We start from the raw sequence: 20185 nt of genomic DNA, 5'->3' as shown, positions 1-20185 counted from the left end.
AATACCATAATTATCTATAGTAAAAGAAGACATCATTAAATCAAAACTTAATATTTCACTTTATCTTAGCATATTAAGTGTTTTTCTCGATTTAATCTAGAATAATATGGGGCAATTCAGAACTAAAAGAATTACATAATAATCAAATTCAAATATCTTATTTCCCCGAAATAAGAATAAAAACTCCTATCCCGATAAAAACAATAATCTGAAGCCATTTTAGAACAACTCCGATTTTTGAGCTCTTTTTTAAATACTCTGCAATAGATCCTGCCAGAATCGCTATCAAACCAAAAATAATAAACGAAACTACAATAAAAAGAAATCCAAGTATATAAAATTGTACTACATTACTTATTGTTTTGCTAAATAAGAATCCAGGGAAAAATGCTAAAAAGAATATAGATACTTTAGGATTTAAAACATTCATTATAAACCCTTGTTTAAATAATTGCCCGAGGCTTTTCTTAGGCATACTATTTTCTGATAGACTTACTGCTGCTTCACTTCTAAACACTTTGTAAGCCAGGAAAAACAAATACAACGCTCCGAATAATTTAATAGTAAAAAAGAGCATTTCACTTTGTTTAATAATTGCAGATACACCAAAAGCAACCAACGTAGTATGTATTAAACATCCAGACATTAGACCAGCCACCACAGCCAATCCATACTTTTTGCCGTTTACCACACTTTGCATTAACACAAATATATTATCGGGTCCTGGTGAGATAGACAATGCCAATGTTGCTATAACAAAGGTGTAGAGAATTTCGTAGTTCATATTCTAAAAGCTTAGCTACTAAGTATTGCTTTATTAATATCCCTGATCAATTTGGGACCTTCATAAATAAAGCCGGTATATAATTGTACCAGACTTGCTCCAGCCTCTAATTTCTCTATAGCATCGGTAGCACTATGTATTCCTCCTACTCCAATAATCGGAAACGCTTTGTCACTTTTTTCTGATAAATATTTAATCACTTCTGTGCTTTTATTTTTTATGGGTTGACCGCTTAAGCCTCCATTACCTATAGCTTCTAATCTATTTTTAGAGGCCTTTAACCCTTCTCGGGTTACAGAAGTATTACTTGCAATAACTCCATCCAAATTAGTATCTGCTACTAATTCTATGATTTCATCCAGTTGATTTGTATTTAAATCGGGTGCAATTTTCAATACAATAGGTTTTTGTTTTTCGAACGTTTTATTTTCTTCTTGTACAGCTACTATTAATTCGTTTAAGTATTCTTTGTCATTTAGTTTTGCATGGCTCCCCACATTTGGGCAACTCACATTAAGAACAAAATAATCTACATATGGATGTAATATTCGAAAACACTCTAGATAGTCTTTGGTATAATGCTCTGGTAACGTATCTGTATTCTTTCCTATATTTCCTCCTATAATAAGTTTACCCTTATTTTTTCGAAGTTGATTTACGACCGCCTCAAGACCTTTATTATTAAATCCCATTCTATTGATAATCCCTTGGTCTTCTTTAAGCCTGAACAATCTCTTTTTAGGATTACCTTCCTGACCTTTGGGAGTTACCGTTCCTATTTCGATAAACCCAAATCCAAAATCAGCTAATTCATTATATAAAACTGCATTCTTATCAAATCCAGCAGCCAGTCCCACGGGGTTATTAAATTTTAATCCAAAAATTTCTCGTTCTAATTTTGGATCATCTACTTTATATAAATTTCTAAAAATTGATGGTAGTAAAGGAATTTTCGAAAAAAATCGAATCATCCTAAAGGTAAAATGATGCACATTTTCTGGATCAAACAAGAATAGTAAAGGACGTAGTAAGAATTTATACATTAAATATAATTTTGCTTGTGCAAAAATAAGTTATCCAAGGTTCTAATAAAAGTGTATTTTTGAATTCTTCAAATATTAAAATAGTAGCAGCAATGATTTCAAAACAACACATCATAAATAGGTTCATAAGTTACGTGACTATTGACACCGAAAGTGATCCCGAAAGTAATACAACTCCCAGTACCGAAAAACAGTGGGATCTTGCTAATAAGTTAGTCGAAGATTTAAAAGATATTGGCTTAGAAGACATTAGTATAGATGAGCATGCCTATATCATGGCTACATTACCTTCTAATATTGATCAGAAAGTACCCACTATTGGTTTTATATCGCACTTTGACACTAGTCCCGATTTTACAGGTGCAAATGTAAATCCACAGATTATAGAAAATTATGATGGTAAAGATATTACGTTAAATGCATCAGAAAATATCATACTCTCTCCTGATTATTTCGAAGATTTAAAGCAGTATAAAGGTCAAACCCTTATTACTACCGATGGTACAACACTATTGGGAGCTGATGATAAAGCAGGGATTACAGAAATAATAACCGCGATGGAATATCTTGTACAACATCCTGAGATTAAACATGGTAAAATTCGGATAGGGTTTACACCCGACGAAGAGATTGGTCGTGGTGCTCATAAATTTGATGTTTCAAAATTTGGTGCAGATTGGGCATATACTATGGATGGTAGCCAAATTGGAGAGCTTGAATATGAGAATTTTAATGCGGCTGGTGCTGTGGTAACTATAAAAGGGAAAATCGTACACCCTGGTTATGCAAAAGGGAAAATGATTAATAGTATGTACATCGCACAGGATTTTATCAATTCACTACCAAGAATGGAAACTCCTGAACATACAAGTGGTCGAGAAGGCTTTTTTCATTTACACACTACAAAAGGTAATGTTGAAGAGACTCAATTACAGTATATAATTAGAGATCATGACAAAGAGCATTTTGAAGCTAGAAAAAAAGTAATGAAAAATCTGGCAAATGAAATTAACACTCAACATGCCAAAGAGGTTGTACATATAGAAATCAAAGATCAGTATTTTAATATGAGAGAAAAAGTAGAACCTGTAATGCATATTGTAGATATTGCAGAAGAGGCTATGAAATCTCTTGATATTACACCTATTATAAAACCTATACGCGGAGGGACTGATGGATCGCAATTAAGTTTTATGGGACTGCCATGTCCAAACATTTTTGCAGGTGGGCATAATTTTCATGGGCGATACGAATATGTTCCTGTAGAAAGTATGATTAAAGCAGTTGAGGTAATTGTTAAGGTTGCAGAATTAACTGCAAGCAAAAAACTCCAGACAGAATAAGTTTATAACAATTTAACTACATTTTCTAGCAACCTATTTCGTTTTCTAGCATCTATCTTACAAAATTTAGAACCAATAAAGGGTTCTTCTATTTTTTATAGTTGTCCGGCCGGTCATATATAAAACTATAGGTCAATTCTTAAAATATTCATTTATTATTTATACTTGCACCCCCTATTTTCAGGGTATAAAAGCATAGAGGGTATTCTTATTTTTGGATTGAAATATACTAAATCAAGATTCTAAAACACCTATAAATTTCAGGAAATCATTTTAACATTAAAACTATAAAATTTCAAAGAGATCACTTATAAACGAATCTATAATCAAGATGACATATCATAGAACATTCTTCTTTCCGAGAATATGAAGTGGTTAAACGATTTATTTAAAGAGATCATTTTTACAAAATCAAACCATTTTTTATAATAAAACAATCACGTAATGAAGAAACTTTTCACAATAATTTTACTATTCATTTTTTGTAAATCTCAAGCACAAGAAGACAACATTGTAAACAATCAAAACAAACATGAATTTAGGTTAGATGCATTCGAAGCACTAGTAATACCTAATTTAGAAATCAATTATGAATATGTCATTGGCAAATATTCTGGTACGGGGTTAGCTGTAAGTATAAGTTTAGATGATGATTTTAGGGAGTATCAGGCTTTTGCTATTGAACCCTATTACAGGCAATATTTCTTAAATAAGAAAGATTTTGGTGCCAGAGGTTTATTCGTAGAAGGAGTATTACGTTTTGCCGGTGGAGAAAATGATATTTTTAATGCATCTAACAACAGTGTTCAGCATGAAAACTGGATAGATATGGGTATTGGGTTAGTAATTGGTCAAAAATGGGTGAGTAAAAATGGATTTGTTTTTGAAATCAGCTTAGGGGGAGGACGTTATTTACTAAACCAGAGTGACGTTGTTGGTTTTGCCAGAGGTGGAATATTAATAGGGTATCGTTTCTTCTAAAAAAAATAGTAAACCTAATAAAACAAAAAAGCGCGGTAAAATTAAATTAATTTCATCGCGCTTTTAACAAGTAGGCTAGTTATTATTTCTTATCCGCTGGTTGATTTAATTTTTGACTCATCTCCAACGAAATTGCAGATTTATCATACGTTAATTTACCAGATCCTGTTTCAATAATAATAGCATTATTTTTCTCACTGAAGTCAAAAACTTTACCATGAAGTCCACTTTTTGTTACGACACGATCTCCTTTTTTTAAGTCTTCAGCAAACTTTTTCTCCTTTTTTGCTTTTTGCATCTGTGGTCGTATCATAAAAAAATACATTACGACAAATATGAGTATAAAAGGAAGAAATGATTGTATTTGCTCCATAAATTATTCGCTTACTGGTGTTCCACTTACGGGTTTAGCCTTTGGAGTTACCATAGCTTTAATCTTAAGAATTTCTTTTCCAGCTTCAGTATTAGCAGTTATAGTAACTTGCTTAGTTTGCTGATTTGGTTTTCCGTTAGAGTTAAACTTCACCAACATCTCACCTGTTGCTCCTGGTGCAATTGGATCTTTTGGCCATTCTGGCACAGTACATCCACAGCTACCTTTTGCACTTACGATTACCAAAGGTGCTTTACCTGTATTGGTAAATGCAAACTTATGCTCTACAACATCTCCTTCATTGATAGTTCCAAAATCGTGTTCAGTTTCAGTAAAAGTCATCACAGGAAAATCTGCGTTCTTTGCATCTCGATCTGCTGCTATTTCTACATTTTCTTCTTTAACTTTTTCTGCGGCATTGTCTTTACAAGACATAACTGTCATAGCAAAAACTCCGGCTAAAATTAAGATTCCTTTTTTCATTACTTGGGTTTTTTAATTATTTGAGGGTTAAAAATACTATTTTTTCTAAAATATTACATTAATCCACGACCTACTTTGTTTAATTTACCATTTTCCTGGTACTCTTTAGAGATTTTATCTAAAATTCCATTGATAAAAATACTACTTTTAGGTGTACTATATTCTTTTGCTATTTCTAAATATTCGTTAATTGTTACTTTTACCGGTATTGAAGGGAACTTTACAAACTCGCAAATGGCCATTTTTATGATCGCTTTATCCAATTCTGCAATACGATCTTGATCCCAGTTTGGTGTTTTACCATCAATTTCTTTTGTAAACTCTACACCATTAAGTGTTGTTTTTCTAAAAATATCGGTTGCAAATTTCTTATCCTCTATATCCTTGTATAGCTTAGGTAATGTCATTTGCTCATTATGAGATGATTTAACTTTTCTAAGCATTTTGATAATCGAAGTATTTACCAGTGGTAAATCATCAACCCACGTTAGCTTTTTATCTTCGATATATTCATAAAGTTTATCATTGGGAGCTACGATTTCTTTGAAAATATCGAGTACAAAATCTTTATCTTCTCTAAAAGAGCTAAGCTTAGTACTCATATAATCTGTATACAGCTCACTTTCTTTAATCTCTTTCCATAATATAGCCACATACTCATCATCTAATTCCCAGCAATTCAATTTTTTCTTCTCAATTTCTGTTTTGAGTTGAATATTTTTCTCTAGCAATAACAGAACTTCGTTATTGATAAATTTGGTATTAGGATTTTTTTCTTCGGAGGTAGCAAGATATTTTTTTTGACTTTTTGCCAAAAACTCAGCTGCATGTTTTCTAACTTCTACCAGAAGCTGAAGATTTATAATAAACAATTCATACATCTGATCAATACTATAAAGAAGAAATTTCTCTTCTTTACCAAGATTGTCACTTTGCGTCTGCTCCATCGAATAGAGAGACTGCATTACTTTTACTCTAATATGTCTTCTGGTTAACATAGAAAATTACAAAGAACTTTATATTAAAAAAGGGCAAAAGTATGTTTTCACTTTTGCCCTGCAAAAATACTATTATTTTTAATCGTACCTACCTTAAAACTTCTTTTTTTATAAGGTATGATTACATTTCTTTTTTCCGTGCTGCAATTCTATCTTCTGCTATACTAATTGCCGCTGCATTTGTAGTCACGTTGGTTGCTTTTGCTTTGTTTAAAATATCTAAAGTAGTATCATAAATCTTTTCGGTTTTGGTTATAATTTGATCTCTGCCATACCCTTCGATCTCTGCATATACATTGATAATACCTCCTGCATTAATCAAAAAGTCTGGAGCATACACGATTCCTTTCTTTTGTAATAAAGGACCATGAATATTTTCGTTAGCTAATTGATTATTTGCTGCTCCGGCAATCACTTTTACTTTTAACTTATCAATTGTTTTATCATTAACAGTTGCACCAAGAGCACAAGGAGCATAAATATCTGCAGTTTCTGCATATAGATCATCTCCTCTATAAATATCAACACCATACTTAGCGCTTACTGCTTCGAGTCTTTCTTGGTTGATATCACTAATGATTACTTTTGCTCCTTCTTCAGAGGTTAAACGCACCAATTCTTCTCCTACATGTCCTATTCCCTGAACCAAAATTCGTTTTCCTTCTAATGCATCATTTCCGTAGGCAAATTTACTAGCTGCTTTCATTCCCATATACACACCATAAGCTGTAACCGGAGAAGGGTTGCCTGCTCCTCCTTTTGATTCGGATATTCCTGTTACATAAGGAGTGACTTCTCTTACGGTATCCATATCAGAAGTTTCCATACCTACATCTTCTGCAGTATAATACTTACCACCTAATGTATGTACAAATTTACCAAAGCGCTTCATTAGCTCTGGTGTTTTTATTTTTTTAGGATCTCCGATAATTACTGCTTTTCCTCCTCCAAGATTTAAACCTGTGATAGCAGCTTTGTAGGTCATTCCTCGTGATAACCTTAATACATCGTTAAGTGCATCCCACTCTGTTGCATAGTCATACATTCTAGTCCCACCTAAAGCAGGTCCTAAAATTGTGTTATGTACACCAATTATTGCCTTCAATCCTGTATCTTTGTCCTGACAAAAAACAACTTGTTCGTGATTATCAAAAGATAGTTGACCAAATACTGGAGCCTCTTTTTTAAGTTGATTTGCAGTAAACACTTCGGTTATCATGTTATAAAATTTTTAAATATTACAATTATATTATACTCAAAATAAGGGTGCTAAAATAGCATATTTTTATCAATTTGAAATTTAACACTGTTAAACTTTACGGATTTATTAATAAATCCGTTTTTAAATATTAATCTTTTATGCGCGCATTACGCCATTTGAACAAATACTTTTTAAAATATAAATACCGACTTATTATTGGATTGGTAATTACCATAATCGCAAGAGTTTTTGCTACAATAGTTCCTACATTAGTTGGTGACTCTGTAGATGTTGTAGAACAATATATTAATAAAGATATTACTGATATTGCCGAGGTAAAAAACGGGCTTATCATAAATATTCTTCTTATTGCAGGAGCATTACTTATTTCGGCATTATTTACTTTTTTAATGCGTCAAACTTTTATTGTAGTTTCTCGATTTATTGAGTTTGATCTTAAAAATGAGGTATTTCAACATTATGAAAAGCTATCCCTTAATTTTTATAAGAAAAACAGAACAGGTGATCTTATGAATCGTATTAGCGAAGATGTATCCCGCGTTAGAATGTATGTTGGTCCTGCAATTATGTATAGTGTAAACACTATTACTCTATTTGTTGTGGTGATAGGATATATGATTAGTATAGCTCCTGAGCTTACTTTATATACTGTTACTCCTTTGCCCATATTATCGGTTTCTATTTATAAATTGAGTGTTGCGATTCATAAGCGTAGTACTGTAGTGCAAGAGTTTTTATCTAAACTAACCACTTTTACTCAAGAATCCTTTAGTGGTATTTCTGTAATCAAAGCATACGGTCTGGAATCTCCCACCCAGAAAAATTTTACCGAATTATCTGATAAGAGTAAGGATAAGAATCTTGACCTGGCCAAAGTGCAAGCATTGTTTTTTCCTCTAATGGTATTACTTATCGGCTTTAGTAATATTTTAGTTATCTATATTGGAGGAAAGCAATTTATTGATGGTACGATACAAGACCTAGGTGTAATTGTAGAATTTATCATTTTTGTCAATATGCTAACCTGGCCTGTAGCTACAGTTGGATGGGTTAGTTCTATTGTGCAGCAAGCAGAAGCCTCTCAGGTAAGAATTAATGAATTTCTAAGTCAAGAGCCAGAGATCACTAATACGGTAACTCAAAATACACCAATTACTGGAAATATTAATTTTGACAACGTTTCTTTTACCTATGATGATACTAATATCACTGCTCTTAAAAATATTAGTTTTGAGGTTAAAAATGGAGAAACAATAGGTATTATAGGAAAAACTGGTTCTGGAAAATCAACAATATTAGATTTAATAGGCAGGCTATATGATGTTTCGTCTGGTGAAATACGAATAGATGGAGTTCCTCTAAAAAACCTCAATTTAACCGACTTGAGAGAGAGTATTGGTTATGTCCCTCAGGATGCATTTTTATTTAGTGACAGTATACAAAACAATATAAAATTTGGTAATGAGAATGCGACAGATGATCAAGTATATGAAGCTGCCAAAAATGCGGTAGTACATAAAAACATAATAGGTTTTAGTAAAGGATATGATACTGTTTTAGGGGAGCGTGGTATCACATTATCTGGAGGTCAAAAACAGCGTGTTTCTATAGCAAGAGCAATACTTAAAAATCCACCTGTACTCCTTTTTGACGATTGTTTATCTGCTGTAGATACCGAAACAGAAGAAGAAATCCTTAACAATCTTCACAAAATTTCTAAGAATAAGACAACTTTTATCGTAAGTCATAGGGTATCTACTGCAAAAAATGCAAATAAAATTATGGTCTTAGAAGATGGCAAAATAATCCAGCAAGGCTCTCATAATCAACTAATAAGCATCGAAGGATATTATAAAGATCTCTATTTAAAACAACTTAGTGAAAAAGAAATTTGAGTTTTTTTTGTGAGGTTAACAATTTTTTTGGATTTTTGAAACCATCATAACATATTAATTAATTAATAAATACGGATTATGAGTGATAATGAAATGATGGATAAAGAAGAAATTTTCTCAAAAGTTTTACGAGCAGGAAGAAGAACATATTTCTTTGACGTAAGAGCTACAAAAGCAGGAGATTATTATCTAACAATAACAGAAAGTAAAAAGTTTACCAATGATGATGGATCTTTTCACTATAAGAAACATAAGATCTACCTTTACAAAGAAGATTTTGTTGGTTTTACAGAGATCTTAAATGAAATGACTCACTTCATTGTCGATGAAAAAGGAGAAGAAGTAATAAGTGAACGTCACCAGAAAGACTTTCAGAAATCATATGAAAAAGATGGAGTTGAAAACAAAGTTGCTGAAGAAGTTTCTGCATCAACAGAAAGCTTTACAGACGTAAGTTTTGACGATATCTAGACAATAATACGACTTTAAGTTAAAGTTATGTAAACCGCTTCATTCACTGAAGCGGTTTTTTTTATATTCACCCATCAAAAATAATTACAAAAAAATAAAACGTATGAAACGTATTTTTACTATTTTTTTTGCACTACTAAATTTTGTCTCTTTTTCTCAAGATGATTTATCTTTAGAGTATTACCTCCCAAAAAATGTTACATACAATCCTGATATTCCTACTCCGCAAAGTGTACTTGGTTATGTCCCGGGAAAATGGCATGTAACCCACGATAAACTTATAAATTACATGCAGGCTCTTGCCAAAGCATCTTCAAGAATAACAATTGAAGATAGAGGAAAAACTTTTGAAGATCGCCCGATACTATTACTTACGATAACCTCAGAAAAAAATCACCAAAACCTTCAGGAAATACAAAAAAAGCATGTAGAGCTTACCCAAAATGGTTCTAATGCAATACATATAGAAGATCTCCCGGCAATTGTATATCAAGGATTTTCTATTCATGGTAACGAACCTAGCGGTTCTAATGCATCATTAGTTGCTGCATACTACCTTGCTGCTGCACAAGGGCAAGAAATAGATAATCTTTTAGACAATGTTGTTATCTTATTCGATCCCTCATTGAATCCTGATGGTTTACAACGTTTTGCTTATTGGGCAAATACCAATAAAAGTAAAAACATTAGTACAGATCCTCAAGATCGAGAATACAGTGAAGTATGGCCTGGAGGAAGAACAAATCATTATTGGTTTGATATGAATCGTGATTGGTTACCCGTACAATTACCAGAATCCAGAGCTCGCATCAAGACTTTTCATAAATGGTATCCCAATATTCTTACCGATCATCATGAAATGGGATCTAATAGCACTTTCTTTTTTCAACCCGGAATTCAATCACGAACGCATCCTTTAACCCCTAAATTAAATCAGGAACTCACCAAAAAAATTGGTAATTATCATGCTAAAGCCTTAGATAATATTGGCTCACTATATTATACCGAAGAGAATTTCGACGACTTTTATTATGGTAAAGGATCTACTTTTCCAGATATTAATGGAAGTATTGGCATTTTATTTGAACAAGGTAGTTCGCGTGGTCACGCCCAGCTAACCGATAATGGGCTACTTACCTTTCCTTTTACAATAAGAAATCAATTTACCGCAACACTTTCTACATTAGAAGCTGCAAAATCAATGCGTAAACAGTTATTAGAATATAAACGAAGTTTCTACAACAACGCAAGAAAAGAAGTAACTAAAGATGCTTATATTTTTGGCAACCAAAAAGATGCAACTTCATCTTACCATCTTGCCGAAATCCTTAAAAGACATCAAGTCAAATTATATGAACTTAAACAAGATGTAACCATTCAAGGTAATTTTTTCAAAAAAGAGTATAGCTATATTGTTCCTAAGAACCAGAGACAAAAAAGATTATTAAAAGCTATTTTTGAAAAAAGAACAACATTTCAAGATAGTCTCTTTTATGATGTTTCTGCCTGGACATTTCCTTTGGCCTTTAATCTGGATTATTCTGAAAACGCAGCTATTTCTAATATAGGTAGCGAAATATCAGACCTCACGTATCGAAAGACCAAGTCTGTTAGCAAAAGTAATTATGCATACTTGATACAATGGCATGAGTATTACACTCCAAAGGCTTTATATCAAATTCTAACTAATGGATTACGAGCCAAAGTTGGAATGAAACCTTTCTCATTAGAAAACAAAGATTATGACTATGGTACAATTTTAATTCCTGTTCAAAATCAAAAATTAAATAAAGAAGAGCTACATAAATTATTACAAAAAATAGCTGCCGAGAATCATATTGATATCAATAGTGTTTCTACAGGTCTTACCAAGGGAATTGACCTTGGAAGTAATCAATTTCGTGCTTTATCACTCCCAAGAATAGGTTTGTTTACAGGTGGTGAAATCACACCTTATGATGCTGGAGAAATCTGGCATTTAATGGATCAACGTTATGATATTCCTATCACAAAACTAGAAACAGGTAATTTTAATAAACATACGTTATCAAAGTATACACATATTATATTGCCAAATAGTCGGAGACCGTCTTTTGACAAAGAAAAAGCAGAAAAATTAAAGACATGGGTTCGTAACGGCGGAACACTAATTGGATATAGAAATGCTGCCCAGTTTTTTAAGAATAATGAATTCATGAAAATCGAATTTGCTACTCCAAAAAATGATGCAAAAAACATATCCTTTGAACAAAAACAAGATTTTAATGGTGCACAAGTAATTGGTGGAGCTATTTTTGAAGCCGAAATAGATCGTTCTCATCCTATTAATTTTGGTTATAAAAATGATAAGATTTCACTATTTAGAAATACAAAATTATTTATTAAACCAGACAAGCAGAGTTACAACAATCCAATTCGATATACAAAAAAACCATTGCTAAGTGGATATATTAGTAAAAAGAATTTGGATTCTCTGTCAGGAACAATTCCTTTTAAGCATAACGATTTTGGAAAAGGAAATATAATCTTGTTTACCGACAATACTAATTTTAGAGCTTTCTGGTATGGGACGAATAAATTACTAATGAATGCTATTTTCTTTAGTGATGAAATGTAAAAAATATTAAGTGAACTACTCATCTTGATTTTTTCACACTGTAATTATACCGTATAAAAAGGTATCAACAATGGTTAAAGACCTTATGTTTTTACAAACAGAAAAAATCAAGATGAATTCAATGTTTAAAATTGTAAATTACAGTTGTAACTAAGGTCTGTTTTTGTAGACTTATATGGTATAATATTGTAATCTGAAACCTTTCAAAAAAAAGAAAATCATGGCTCGTACTCCGTCTAATATGTTACCCCTTGGTACTATTGCACCCGATTTTACACTTGTAGACTCTATTACTAATGACAAGTATTCTCTTAACGATATAAAAGGCGAAAAAGGAACTGTGGTTATGTTTATCTGTAATCATTGCCCTTTTGTGATCCATGTTAACGAAGAAATAGTACGTATCGCTAATGACTATCGGGTTCAGGGGTTTGGTTTTGTAGCTATTAGCAGTAATGATATCGAAAAATACCCTCAAGACGCCCCTAAAGAAATGTGGAAAACTGCTCAAAAAAACAACTATACATTCCCATATCTATTTGATGAAACTCAGGATATTGCTAAAATATATGATGCTGCCTGCACTCCTGATTTTTACTTATTTGATTCAGAATCAAAACTTATTTATCGAGGACAACTAGATGATTCCCGACCGGGAAACGGAATTCCTGTAAATGGCCGTGATCTTCGTCAGGCACTTGATGCAGTACTTCGCAATGCCAAAGTTTCTGAAGAACAAAAACCAAGTATTGGTTGTAATATTAAGTGGAAAGAATAGATATAATTTATAAAAATTGCTACAATATCGTAGTTTCAAGATATGCAAGAAGTAGTTTTTAAAAAATGCTCTGCTAAAGATAGTAATGAGTTGAGTAAAATAAGTCAACAATTCTACCCCGAACATTATTCCCATATTTGGAAAAATAATGACCCCAGTTATTATATAAATCTAAGTTTTAATCAAAAAGCTTTTGAAGAAGATTTTAAAACAGATACCATTGTTTATTTTTTAATTCAAAAAGCAAACACATCTTTAGGGTTATTAAAAATAAAAAAGCAGGAAACTATCAAAGGATTTGATAGTTCTATAACATTACAGCTAGAAAAAATATATCTTTTAAAATCAGCTACAGGTCTAGGCATCGGCAAAAAGGGAATCGAGTTTGTTAAAAATTATGCTGTTAATCTAGGTAAGAAAATAGTTTGGCTAGATGTAATGAGTACCAGCCCTGCACTACCTTTTTATAAAAAAATGGGATTTGATACTGTTTCTTTTTATAACCTGGAATATCCTGATCTAAAAGATGAACATAGGGAGATGCAAAGAATGGTATTATCTCTTTAAATTAGAGTTGAGCAATAATTTGCAAATGTGCAAAATGATGATTACCATGCCATGCATAGATACCAATATCTTCGCCCAACGAAATTGAGATATCTCCTTCTGGATGTATAAACTCTTTTTCGAGATCATGAGCAGATAAACCTTTTAAGAAGTATACCCATTTAGCATGTAAAGCTTTTATCAAGTCTAAGGATAAATGAATTGGAGCAGACTTAGTATCAAATAATTCGGCCCATAATTGTTGATCATAGGCCTTTATCATGGGTTTATTTTCTGTTAATGCCCACTTAAATCGAATATACCCATTATGATGACTATCATGAATATGATGTATTACCTGCCTGGCGGTCCACCCATCGGGACGATATTGTGTTTCTAATTGTTGTTCACTAAATGTGGAAACCAGATTTGATAATTTCGTGGGTAGCTCTTCTACATCATATATCCATCTTTCGATATGATCCGAAGTTATAATTTTTGGACATTCAAATTTTCCTATAGGATATCTTAAATCCATAGTTTAAAAAATCATTCTACTTTAGCATAAACAAATTCTTCTTTAGAAAAAAGATCTGTTAGTGTAAGCATATTATCGTTTAAGTCATCGATTTTATATCTATAAATACGGTCATCCATTGGAAAAAAACAAACCAATACGCCTCCATCTTCTATTCTGGTTTTCAAACGATTTGCAAATTTTCCGTTATAAAAATTAAATCGTATTGTTCCTTCAAAAATCAAATAGTCATCTGTATTCTGAATAAAAAGCCATTTTCCCTGTAACGCTTCATATGTATCTCTGTTATAGAATTTATTATCCAATAGAGCTTTCATTTTATACGCATATTTGATAAACTCTTCTTCGGGCTCCATATCATCCAAAGGTTGGCCAATTTCTTTTTTTTCTAGCTCTTCATCATTCTTAAAATAATGTTTCGACTCATACTTAGTAAAAGCGCTAGAATAGTCCATAATTCGTTGACCACTCTCGTTTTTTGTTTCTAAATAAGGTCGCTGTTTGTAGTTTACATGAATAAGTTGGTCATTCCAAAAATAAAATACAGTTACAACATCTGCTGTTCTGGTACCAACTTTTCTAACAATCTTTTTGAGACGTTCATGCTCATAATATCCGTTTAGTTCTGCGCCATGATCAGCCATCTTATCAAGAAACTCTTCTGGGTCTAAGAAAAAAGTATCAAATTCTATATAACCATCTATCATCTCTATTTGATCATTGATGTTTACTAGAATATCTACCTTTTCTTGACCAAGAGCAAGATGAATATTACACAGAATCAAAAAAGTAATAAGTCCTTGTTTCATATCTAGGGGGGTATGCAATTTGGGTTAAAATATAAATAAAAGAGGATTTAAACCTCCTAATACATTTTTTTAACAAAATGATTTTAAAAAAATTGCAATGTTAAAAATAATAAAAAATCATGTTAAAAAAAATACAATTCATTAAAAATAAAGCTTTTAATATAAAAAAACACTAAGGATATAATAATTTATACCTTCATTATTCTCATATTATTATCAAATCATAAATATGAAGGATTTATTTTTATGTACCAGATAAAAAACAAGTAATAAAAAAGTCCCTCTATTAGGGACTTTTTTTTAAATTTTGTATGTAATGAACTAAAGTTATTTTACTTCTACCAACTCAACATCAAAAATAAGTGTTGCATTAGGTGGAATAACTCCTCCGGCACCTCGGTCTCCATATCCAAGGTATGGCGGAATCACAAATCTTGCTTTATCTCCTACTTGTAACAGTGCAATCCCTTCATCCCATCCAGAAATTACCTGTCCCATTCCTAACGGAAAGTCAATAGGTTGATTACGTTTATATGAAGAATCAAATACCGTGCCATCGGTCAAACTCCCTTTGTAATGCACAGAGACAGTTTTTCCTTTTTCTGCTTTTACCCCATCTCCATTTTGAATAATTTTATATCGTAAACCGCTATCGGTTTTTTCAAACCCTGCAGCAATTTCTTCTAATAAATCTTCAGCTTTTTTTCTGGCCGCAGCTTCTCTTTCTGCTTTAGCCCCATTAAAACTTCTAAAAGTTTCAACAGCATTAAAACTTTCGGCTTCTGCTCCTACCCTCTGTATCTCTACAGATTCGATTTCATCGCCTTGTTCTATAGTATTTACAATCTCTAACCCTTCTACTACCTTACCAAAAACAGTATGTTTTCCATCCAGCCAAGATGTTTCTACATGAGTAATAAAAAACTGGCTTCCGTTTGTTCCTGGGCCAGCATTAGCCATAGACAATACCCCTGGGCCATCATGCTTTAAATCTGAGTGAATCTCATCATCAAATTGATATCCTGGTCCACCAGCTCCAGTTCCTTGAGGATCTCCTCCCTGAATCATAAAATCTGCGATCACTCTATGAAATTTTAAACCATTATAATATGGTTTTCCTTGAGGAATAGCCTGATTATCTATATTACCTTCCGCCAGGCCAACAAAATTACCTACTGTTCCTGGTGTTTTTTTATATTCTAGATTTACTAATATACTTCCTTTTGAAGTATTAAATTTTGCGTATAATCCGTCTTGCATGACAGTCTTTTTATTTAAGTTTAAACAAGTTGCAAAGATAGGAAATTGTAGGTGGTTTATTATAATATTTTGTGTTCTTAAAAAGCAAATGGCATTAAGTTTTAGAAAAATTAATGAATTAGTACGGTTCTAACAATATTCTTAGCTTAAATTTAAATGAATATTTATAATAACAATCTCCGATCATCCTTAATAACGTCAATATTTCTGAACACAACGGCACATTTAATCAGAATATAACATAAAAACAAGGTAACATTTTACATTATTACTACATTATATAGTAAACACATTTAGTAACCATATCTGTACCCCCTATATCTATTAAACAAAACCAAAAACGGAATATCAAGTTAATAACACGCTCTAAGTCTAAGAACAATTCAAAGTAACAAATCAATAAAAAAACCTTTTCTTTTGACGCAAAACCATATTTTTTTAAAAGAAAGTTCCAGCATCTCCAAAATACTAGTTCATATTGGGAATGAGCATATTGCAGTAGATATAAATGACATTATTAAATGTGAGGCAGATGGCAACTATAGTCTTTTTACAGCATCCAATAAATCAACTTATTTAGTTTCGAAATCTTTAAAATATTATGAAGGCTTATTATCTAAAAAAGGATTCTTTAGAGCAAATAGATCAACATTAATTAATATTAACCAAATTCACTCTATATACAAAAAAGAAGCTATCACTCTGAGTAATAAAGAAAGAATAGTTGTTTCTATACGTAATAAACCAAAGTTAATAGAATTAATAAAAAGTCTTTCATAAATTGATGTAGAATATTTTTTTCGCATATATAGAGCGCTTTAAGTTATTTTCTAAAACACTCGATATCGAAAACTTAAGCCAGAATCTTAATCAATTAACTGAAAATAAAAAGACTGCCTAAATATTTTTAGACAGCCTCTTATTAAATGATTAATCCTTTTTTACTTAATCACTTTCACTATTACAAAATAAAGTAACAGGATAGAGGTTCTATTATGCGCAAGGGTCAACAGACATACAACCTGCAGGAACTCCGGGAATACCTATACAATAAGAAAGTTCTAAAGTAGGAACAGTAGGACGAGAATCTCTACCACCAATTATTTTTGAACTATTCAATTTAGAAATCGTTTTTTTTGTTTAAATTTAAATTAGATAACTTCTTTTTTTTCATGATTAAAAATTTTAATTGTTATTAAATAAATAAGTATTCTTCATAAATACTTTTACTTGCTTTCTACTTATCAAAAATGGTATGGATCTATTTTAAGATACCAGACATACCATGAGCTAAACTGAGATTATAGCTCTGCGTACCTGTGATTTTATCTACTACCAGACAACTTTTTAATTCCGTTTTCATCTTTTATTGATAAGTACTACAAGTGTCTCAATAATTCCAACAAGTAATCAGTATAGTGAGATTTTAATTTTTTTGATTTTGTATTTTTTAACTGTTTCTATAATTTATTTATACTATTCAAAATTTAGTATATAGTTTAAAAAGAGTTATACCTCAATGCTTTAATTTTTCAGACACAATAGATGATTTAATTTATTTCTCACAAACTGATTACACTTATATCGTATAAAAAATAAAATCTTATATAAATATATGGTTAGTAAATAAAAATCAAATTAACATATTGGTGAGTGTAGTAGATTAATTGATAAACGCTAACAAAATTAGTTTTAACGATTCATTTAAATTTTGAAATAAGTGTTTTTCAGTCAGTCTTCGAGAATTTTTATAAATAAACTGATTTTGGAATAAGGCAGTAAAAAAGGCTTTGGAGTTCCTCCAAAGCCTTTTTCTATATTGTATATCATATTCTAATTCGCTACATCACTAATAAATTTGATACGATATAGACGTAATTCTTCATCATCATAGTCCCCATCAAATTCTTCTATTGCTGTATCTATTTTATCATTTTCGGCTTCAATAAAATATTCATGAATTTCTTCTTGCTGGTCTTCATCAAGAATTTCATCTATCCAATACCCAATATTAAGTTTAGTACCGCTATAGACAATAGCTTCCATTTCTTTTATAAAAGCAGTCATATCCATCCCTTTTGCAGCAGCTATATCATCCAAAGGTAGTTTTCTATCTACATTTTGTATGATATATAATTTTAGACCACTATTAGCTCCTGTACTTTTAACTACAAAATCATCGGGTCTCATAATATCATTTTCTTCTACATATTCTGCTATAAGCGCTACAAATGCAGGGCCGTATTTTTTGGCTTTGCCTTCACCTACACCATGAACATTTGCTAATTCTTCTACAGTAACGGGATATTTAAGAGCCATATCATCAATAGAAGGATCCTGAAACACTACAAATGGAGGAACTCCTAGTTTTTTGGATACTGTTTTTCTTAAATTCCGTAGCATCCCAACTAACTTATCATCACTACCTCCTTTAGCTCCAGACTTTGCTGCAGTTATTATAGAATCATCGGTAGTTTGATTATATATATGATCCTCGGTCATCATAAAACTTATCGGGTTGTCGATAAATTTTTTTCCTTCTGCAGTAATCCTAATCACTCCATAAGTTTCGATATCTTTACGCAAATATCCTTTTACCAACACCTGGCGTGCAAGAGCCATCCAATATTTGTCATCTCTTGCTTTACCACTTCCAAAGAAATCTTGTTGATGTGTTCTATGCGAAATAATTAAGGCATTGCTCTTACCTATAAGTGTATTAACCAGATCTTTAGATTTATATATCTCTCCAGTTTTACTAACGACTTCAAGCAGTAACTTTACTTCATCTTTAGCTTCGTGCTTTTTCTTTGGGTTACGTACATTGTCATCCATATCAGCACCATCACCATTTACATCATCAAACTCTTCACCAAAATAATGTAATATAAATTTACGTCTGGATATAGAGGTTTCTGCAAATGCTACTATTTCTTGTAACAAAGCGTGGCCTATCTCCTGTTCGGCAACAGGTTTACCGCTCATAAATTTTTCTAACTTTTCTATATCTTTATATGCATAGTATGCCAAGCAATGTCCTTCTCCTCCATCTCGGCCAGCACGTCCTGTTTCCTGGTAATAACTCTCTATACTTTTAGGCATATCATGATGAATCACAAAGCGCACATCGGGTTTATCGATTCCCATTCCGAAGGCAATGGTAGCAACTACCACATCTACATCTTCCATCAAAAACATATCCTGATGTTTAGCTCTGGTTTTGGCGTCTAATCCTGCATGATAAGGAACAGCTTTTACACCATTAACTTCTAATGTCTGTGCCAGCTCTTCTACTCTTTTTCTACTAAGACAATATATAATCCCACTTTTACCACTATTTTGTTTCACAAAACGGGTTATATCTGCATCTACATTTTTTGTTTTAGGGCGTATTTCATAAAACAGATTAGGGCGATTAAATGATGCTTTAAATGTTTTAGCATCACTCATCCCTAAATTTTTAAGAATATCTTCCTGTACTTTTGGAGTTGCAGTTGCGGTAAGTCCTATAATAGGAATATCTTCTCCTATTCTTTTTATAATATTGCGTAGATTTCTGTATTCGGGTCTAAAATCATGCCCCCATTCACTAATACAATGCGCTTCGTCTACTGCTAAAAAAGAAATTTCCTGAGATTTTAAAAAATCTACATACTCTTCTTTAGTAAGTGATTCTGGTGCAACGTACAATAGCTTAGTGACCCCATTAATTATATCTTCTTTTACCCTTTTTACTTCGGATTTATTAAGAGACGAATTAAGTACATGGGCAATACCCTCTACTGATGAAATACTTCGAATAGCATCCACTTGGTTTTTCATTAATGCGATCAGGGGTGAAACCACAATAGCGGTCCCTTTACACATTAAAGCGGGCAGTTGATAACATAGGGATTTACCTCCGCCTGTAGGCATGATTACAAATGTATTTTGTTTTTCCAAAACACTTTGTATTACCTTTTCCTGTAGTCCTCTAAATTGACTAAACCCAAAATGTTTTTTTAAAGCACTTTGCAAGTCAGTTTCATTCAAACTCATTAAATC

19 protein-coding genes are annotated in these 20185 nt (G+C 32.0%); 8 read left to right on the top strand and 11 right to left on the bottom strand.

Annotated features, from left to right (window positions below; genetic code table 11):
- Positions 1-157 precede the first annotated feature (157 nt).
- Positions 158-784: a LysE family translocator gene (locus tag NNH57_RS00410; RefSeq protein WP_074408152.1), complete on the bottom strand. Its 627-nt coding sequence runs from the start codon at positions 782-784 to the stop codon at positions 158-160.
- An 11-nt stretch (positions 785-795) separates the two neighbouring features.
- On the bottom strand, positions 796-1827 hold the full coding sequence (locus NNH57_RS00405; RefSeq protein WP_074408153.1) for a quinone-dependent dihydroorotate dehydrogenase: 1032 nt from the start codon (positions 1825-1827) through the stop codon (positions 796-798).
- A 92-nt stretch (positions 1828-1919) separates the two neighbouring features.
- Here NNH57_RS00405 and pepT point away from each other — a divergent pair, with 92 nt between their 5' ends.
- Both pepT and NNH57_RS00395 read left to right on the top strand, forming a co-directional pair.
- Positions 1920-3170 carry a peptidase T gene (gene pepT / locus NNH57_RS00400; RefSeq protein WP_108807589.1) on the top strand — a complete coding sequence of 417 codons (1251 nt, stop codon included), beginning with the start codon at positions 1920-1922 and terminating at the stop codon, positions 3168-3170.
- A 444-nt stretch (positions 3171-3614) separates the two neighbouring features.
- Positions 3615-4151 (top strand): hypothetical protein, encoded by a 537-nt coding sequence (locus NNH57_RS00395; RefSeq protein WP_108807588.1) that lies wholly within the window; start codon positions 3615-3617, stop codon positions 4149-4151.
- Positions 4152-4233: 82 nt separating this feature from the next.
- Here NNH57_RS00395 and yajC read toward each other — a convergent pair whose 3' ends face one another.
- The 4 genes from yajC to NNH57_RS00375 form a co-directional block, all read right to left on the bottom strand.
- Entirely contained in the window at positions 4234-4524 is a 291-nt protein-coding gene (yajC, locus tag NNH57_RS00390) for a preprotein translocase subunit YajC (RefSeq protein ID WP_025666017.1), read from the bottom strand.
- A gap of 3 nt (positions 4525-4527) precedes the next feature.
- Entirely contained in the window at positions 4528-5007 is a 480-nt protein-coding gene (locus NNH57_RS00385) for a DUF1573 domain-containing protein (protein WP_025666016.1), read from the bottom strand.
- Positions 5008-5060: 53 nt separating this feature from the next.
- Positions 5061-5972 carry a transcription antitermination factor NusB gene (nusB, locus tag NNH57_RS00380; protein WP_082994925.1) on the bottom strand — a complete coding sequence of 304 codons (912 nt, stop codon included), beginning with the start codon at positions 5970-5972 and terminating at the stop codon, positions 5061-5063.
- 154 nt (positions 5973-6126) lie between these two features.
- Positions 6127-7224 carry a Glu/Leu/Phe/Val family dehydrogenase gene (locus NNH57_RS00375; RefSeq protein ID WP_074408156.1) on the bottom strand — a complete coding sequence of 366 codons (1098 nt, stop codon included), beginning with the start codon at positions 7222-7224 and terminating at the stop codon, positions 6127-6129.
- Between the two features lie 140 nt (positions 7225-7364).
- Between NNH57_RS00375 and NNH57_RS00370 the strand changes: the two genes are divergently transcribed.
- The 5 genes from NNH57_RS00370 to NNH57_RS00350 all read left to right on the top strand — a co-directional run bounded on the left by NNH57_RS00370 (position 7365) and on the right by NNH57_RS00350 (position 13555).
- Positions 7365-9122 carry an ABC transporter ATP-binding protein gene (locus NNH57_RS00370; RefSeq protein ID WP_074408157.1) on the top strand — a complete coding sequence of 586 codons (1758 nt, stop codon included), beginning with the start codon at positions 7365-7367 and terminating at the stop codon, positions 9120-9122.
- Between the two features lie 78 nt (positions 9123-9200).
- Positions 9201-9593, top strand: a complete 393-nt coding sequence (locus NNH57_RS00365) for a PUR family DNA/RNA-binding protein (protein ID WP_025666012.1) — start codon at positions 9201-9203, stop codon at positions 9591-9593.
- Between the two features lie 103 nt (positions 9594-9696).
- Positions 9697-12210, top strand: a complete 2514-nt coding sequence (locus NNH57_RS00360) for a M14 family zinc carboxypeptidase (RefSeq protein ID WP_082994893.1) — start codon at positions 9697-9699, stop codon at positions 12208-12210.
- 220 nt (positions 12211-12430) lie between these two features.
- Positions 12431-12988, top strand: coding sequence for a thioredoxin family protein (locus NNH57_RS00355; protein ID WP_074408158.1), 558 nt, complete (start codon positions 12431-12433; stop codon positions 12986-12988).
- A 42-nt stretch (positions 12989-13030) separates the two neighbouring features.
- The gene (locus tag NNH57_RS00350) at positions 13031-13555 is read left to right on the top strand and encodes a GNAT family N-acetyltransferase (RefSeq protein WP_074408159.1); all 525 of its coding nucleotides are present in this window, start codon (positions 13031-13033) and stop codon (positions 13553-13555) included.
- A 1-nt stretch (position 13556) separates the two neighbouring features.
- On the opposite strand, the gene NNH57_RS00345 is transcribed toward NNH57_RS00350, so the two are convergent.
- The 3 genes from NNH57_RS00345 to NNH57_RS00335 all read right to left on the bottom strand — a co-directional run bounded on the left by NNH57_RS00345 (position 13557) and on the right by NNH57_RS00335 (position 16141).
- The gene (locus NNH57_RS00345; protein ID WP_074408160.1) at positions 13557-14072 is read right to left on the bottom strand and encodes a YfiT family bacillithiol transferase; all 516 of its coding nucleotides are present in this window, start codon (positions 14070-14072) and stop codon (positions 13557-13559) included.
- 11 nt (positions 14073-14083) lie between these two features.
- Positions 14084-14881: a hypothetical protein gene (locus NNH57_RS00340; RefSeq protein WP_074408161.1), complete on the bottom strand. Its 798-nt coding sequence runs from the start codon at positions 14879-14881 to the stop codon at positions 14084-14086.
- Positions 14882-15208: 327 nt separating this feature from the next.
- A complete protein-coding gene (locus NNH57_RS00335; RefSeq protein ID WP_074408162.1) occupies positions 15209-16141 on the bottom strand; it encodes a peptidylprolyl isomerase in 933 nt (310 codons plus the stop codon).
- A 417-nt stretch (positions 16142-16558) separates the two neighbouring features.
- On the opposite strand from NNH57_RS00335, the gene NNH57_RS00330 reads away from it, so the two are divergent.
- A complete protein-coding gene (locus tag NNH57_RS00330; protein WP_159099184.1) occupies positions 16559-16921 on the top strand; it encodes a LytR/AlgR family response regulator transcription factor in 363 nt (120 codons plus the stop codon).
- A 213-nt stretch (positions 16922-17134) separates the two neighbouring features.
- On the opposite strand, the gene NNH57_RS26440 is transcribed toward NNH57_RS00330, so the two are convergent.
- Positions 17135-17260 (bottom strand): hypothetical protein, encoded by a 126-nt coding sequence (locus NNH57_RS26440; RefSeq protein ID WP_256527433.1) that lies wholly within the window; start codon positions 17258-17260, stop codon positions 17135-17137.
- Positions 17261-17974: 714 nt separating this feature from the next.
- Positions 17975-20179 (bottom strand): RecQ family ATP-dependent DNA helicase, encoded by a 2205-nt coding sequence (locus tag NNH57_RS00325; RefSeq protein WP_074408165.1) that lies wholly within the window; start codon positions 20177-20179, stop codon positions 17975-17977.
- Positions 20180-20185: the final 6 nt, after the last annotated feature.

The sequence above is a fragment of the Aquimarina spinulae genome (assembly GCF_943373825.1).
Taxonomy (GTDB): Bacteria; Bacteroidota; Bacteroidia; order Flavobacteriales; family Flavobacteriaceae; genus Aquimarina; species Aquimarina spinulae.
The sequence above is the reverse complement of the archived record's forward strand: the minus strand, read 5'-3'. Positions and strand labels throughout refer to the sequence as shown.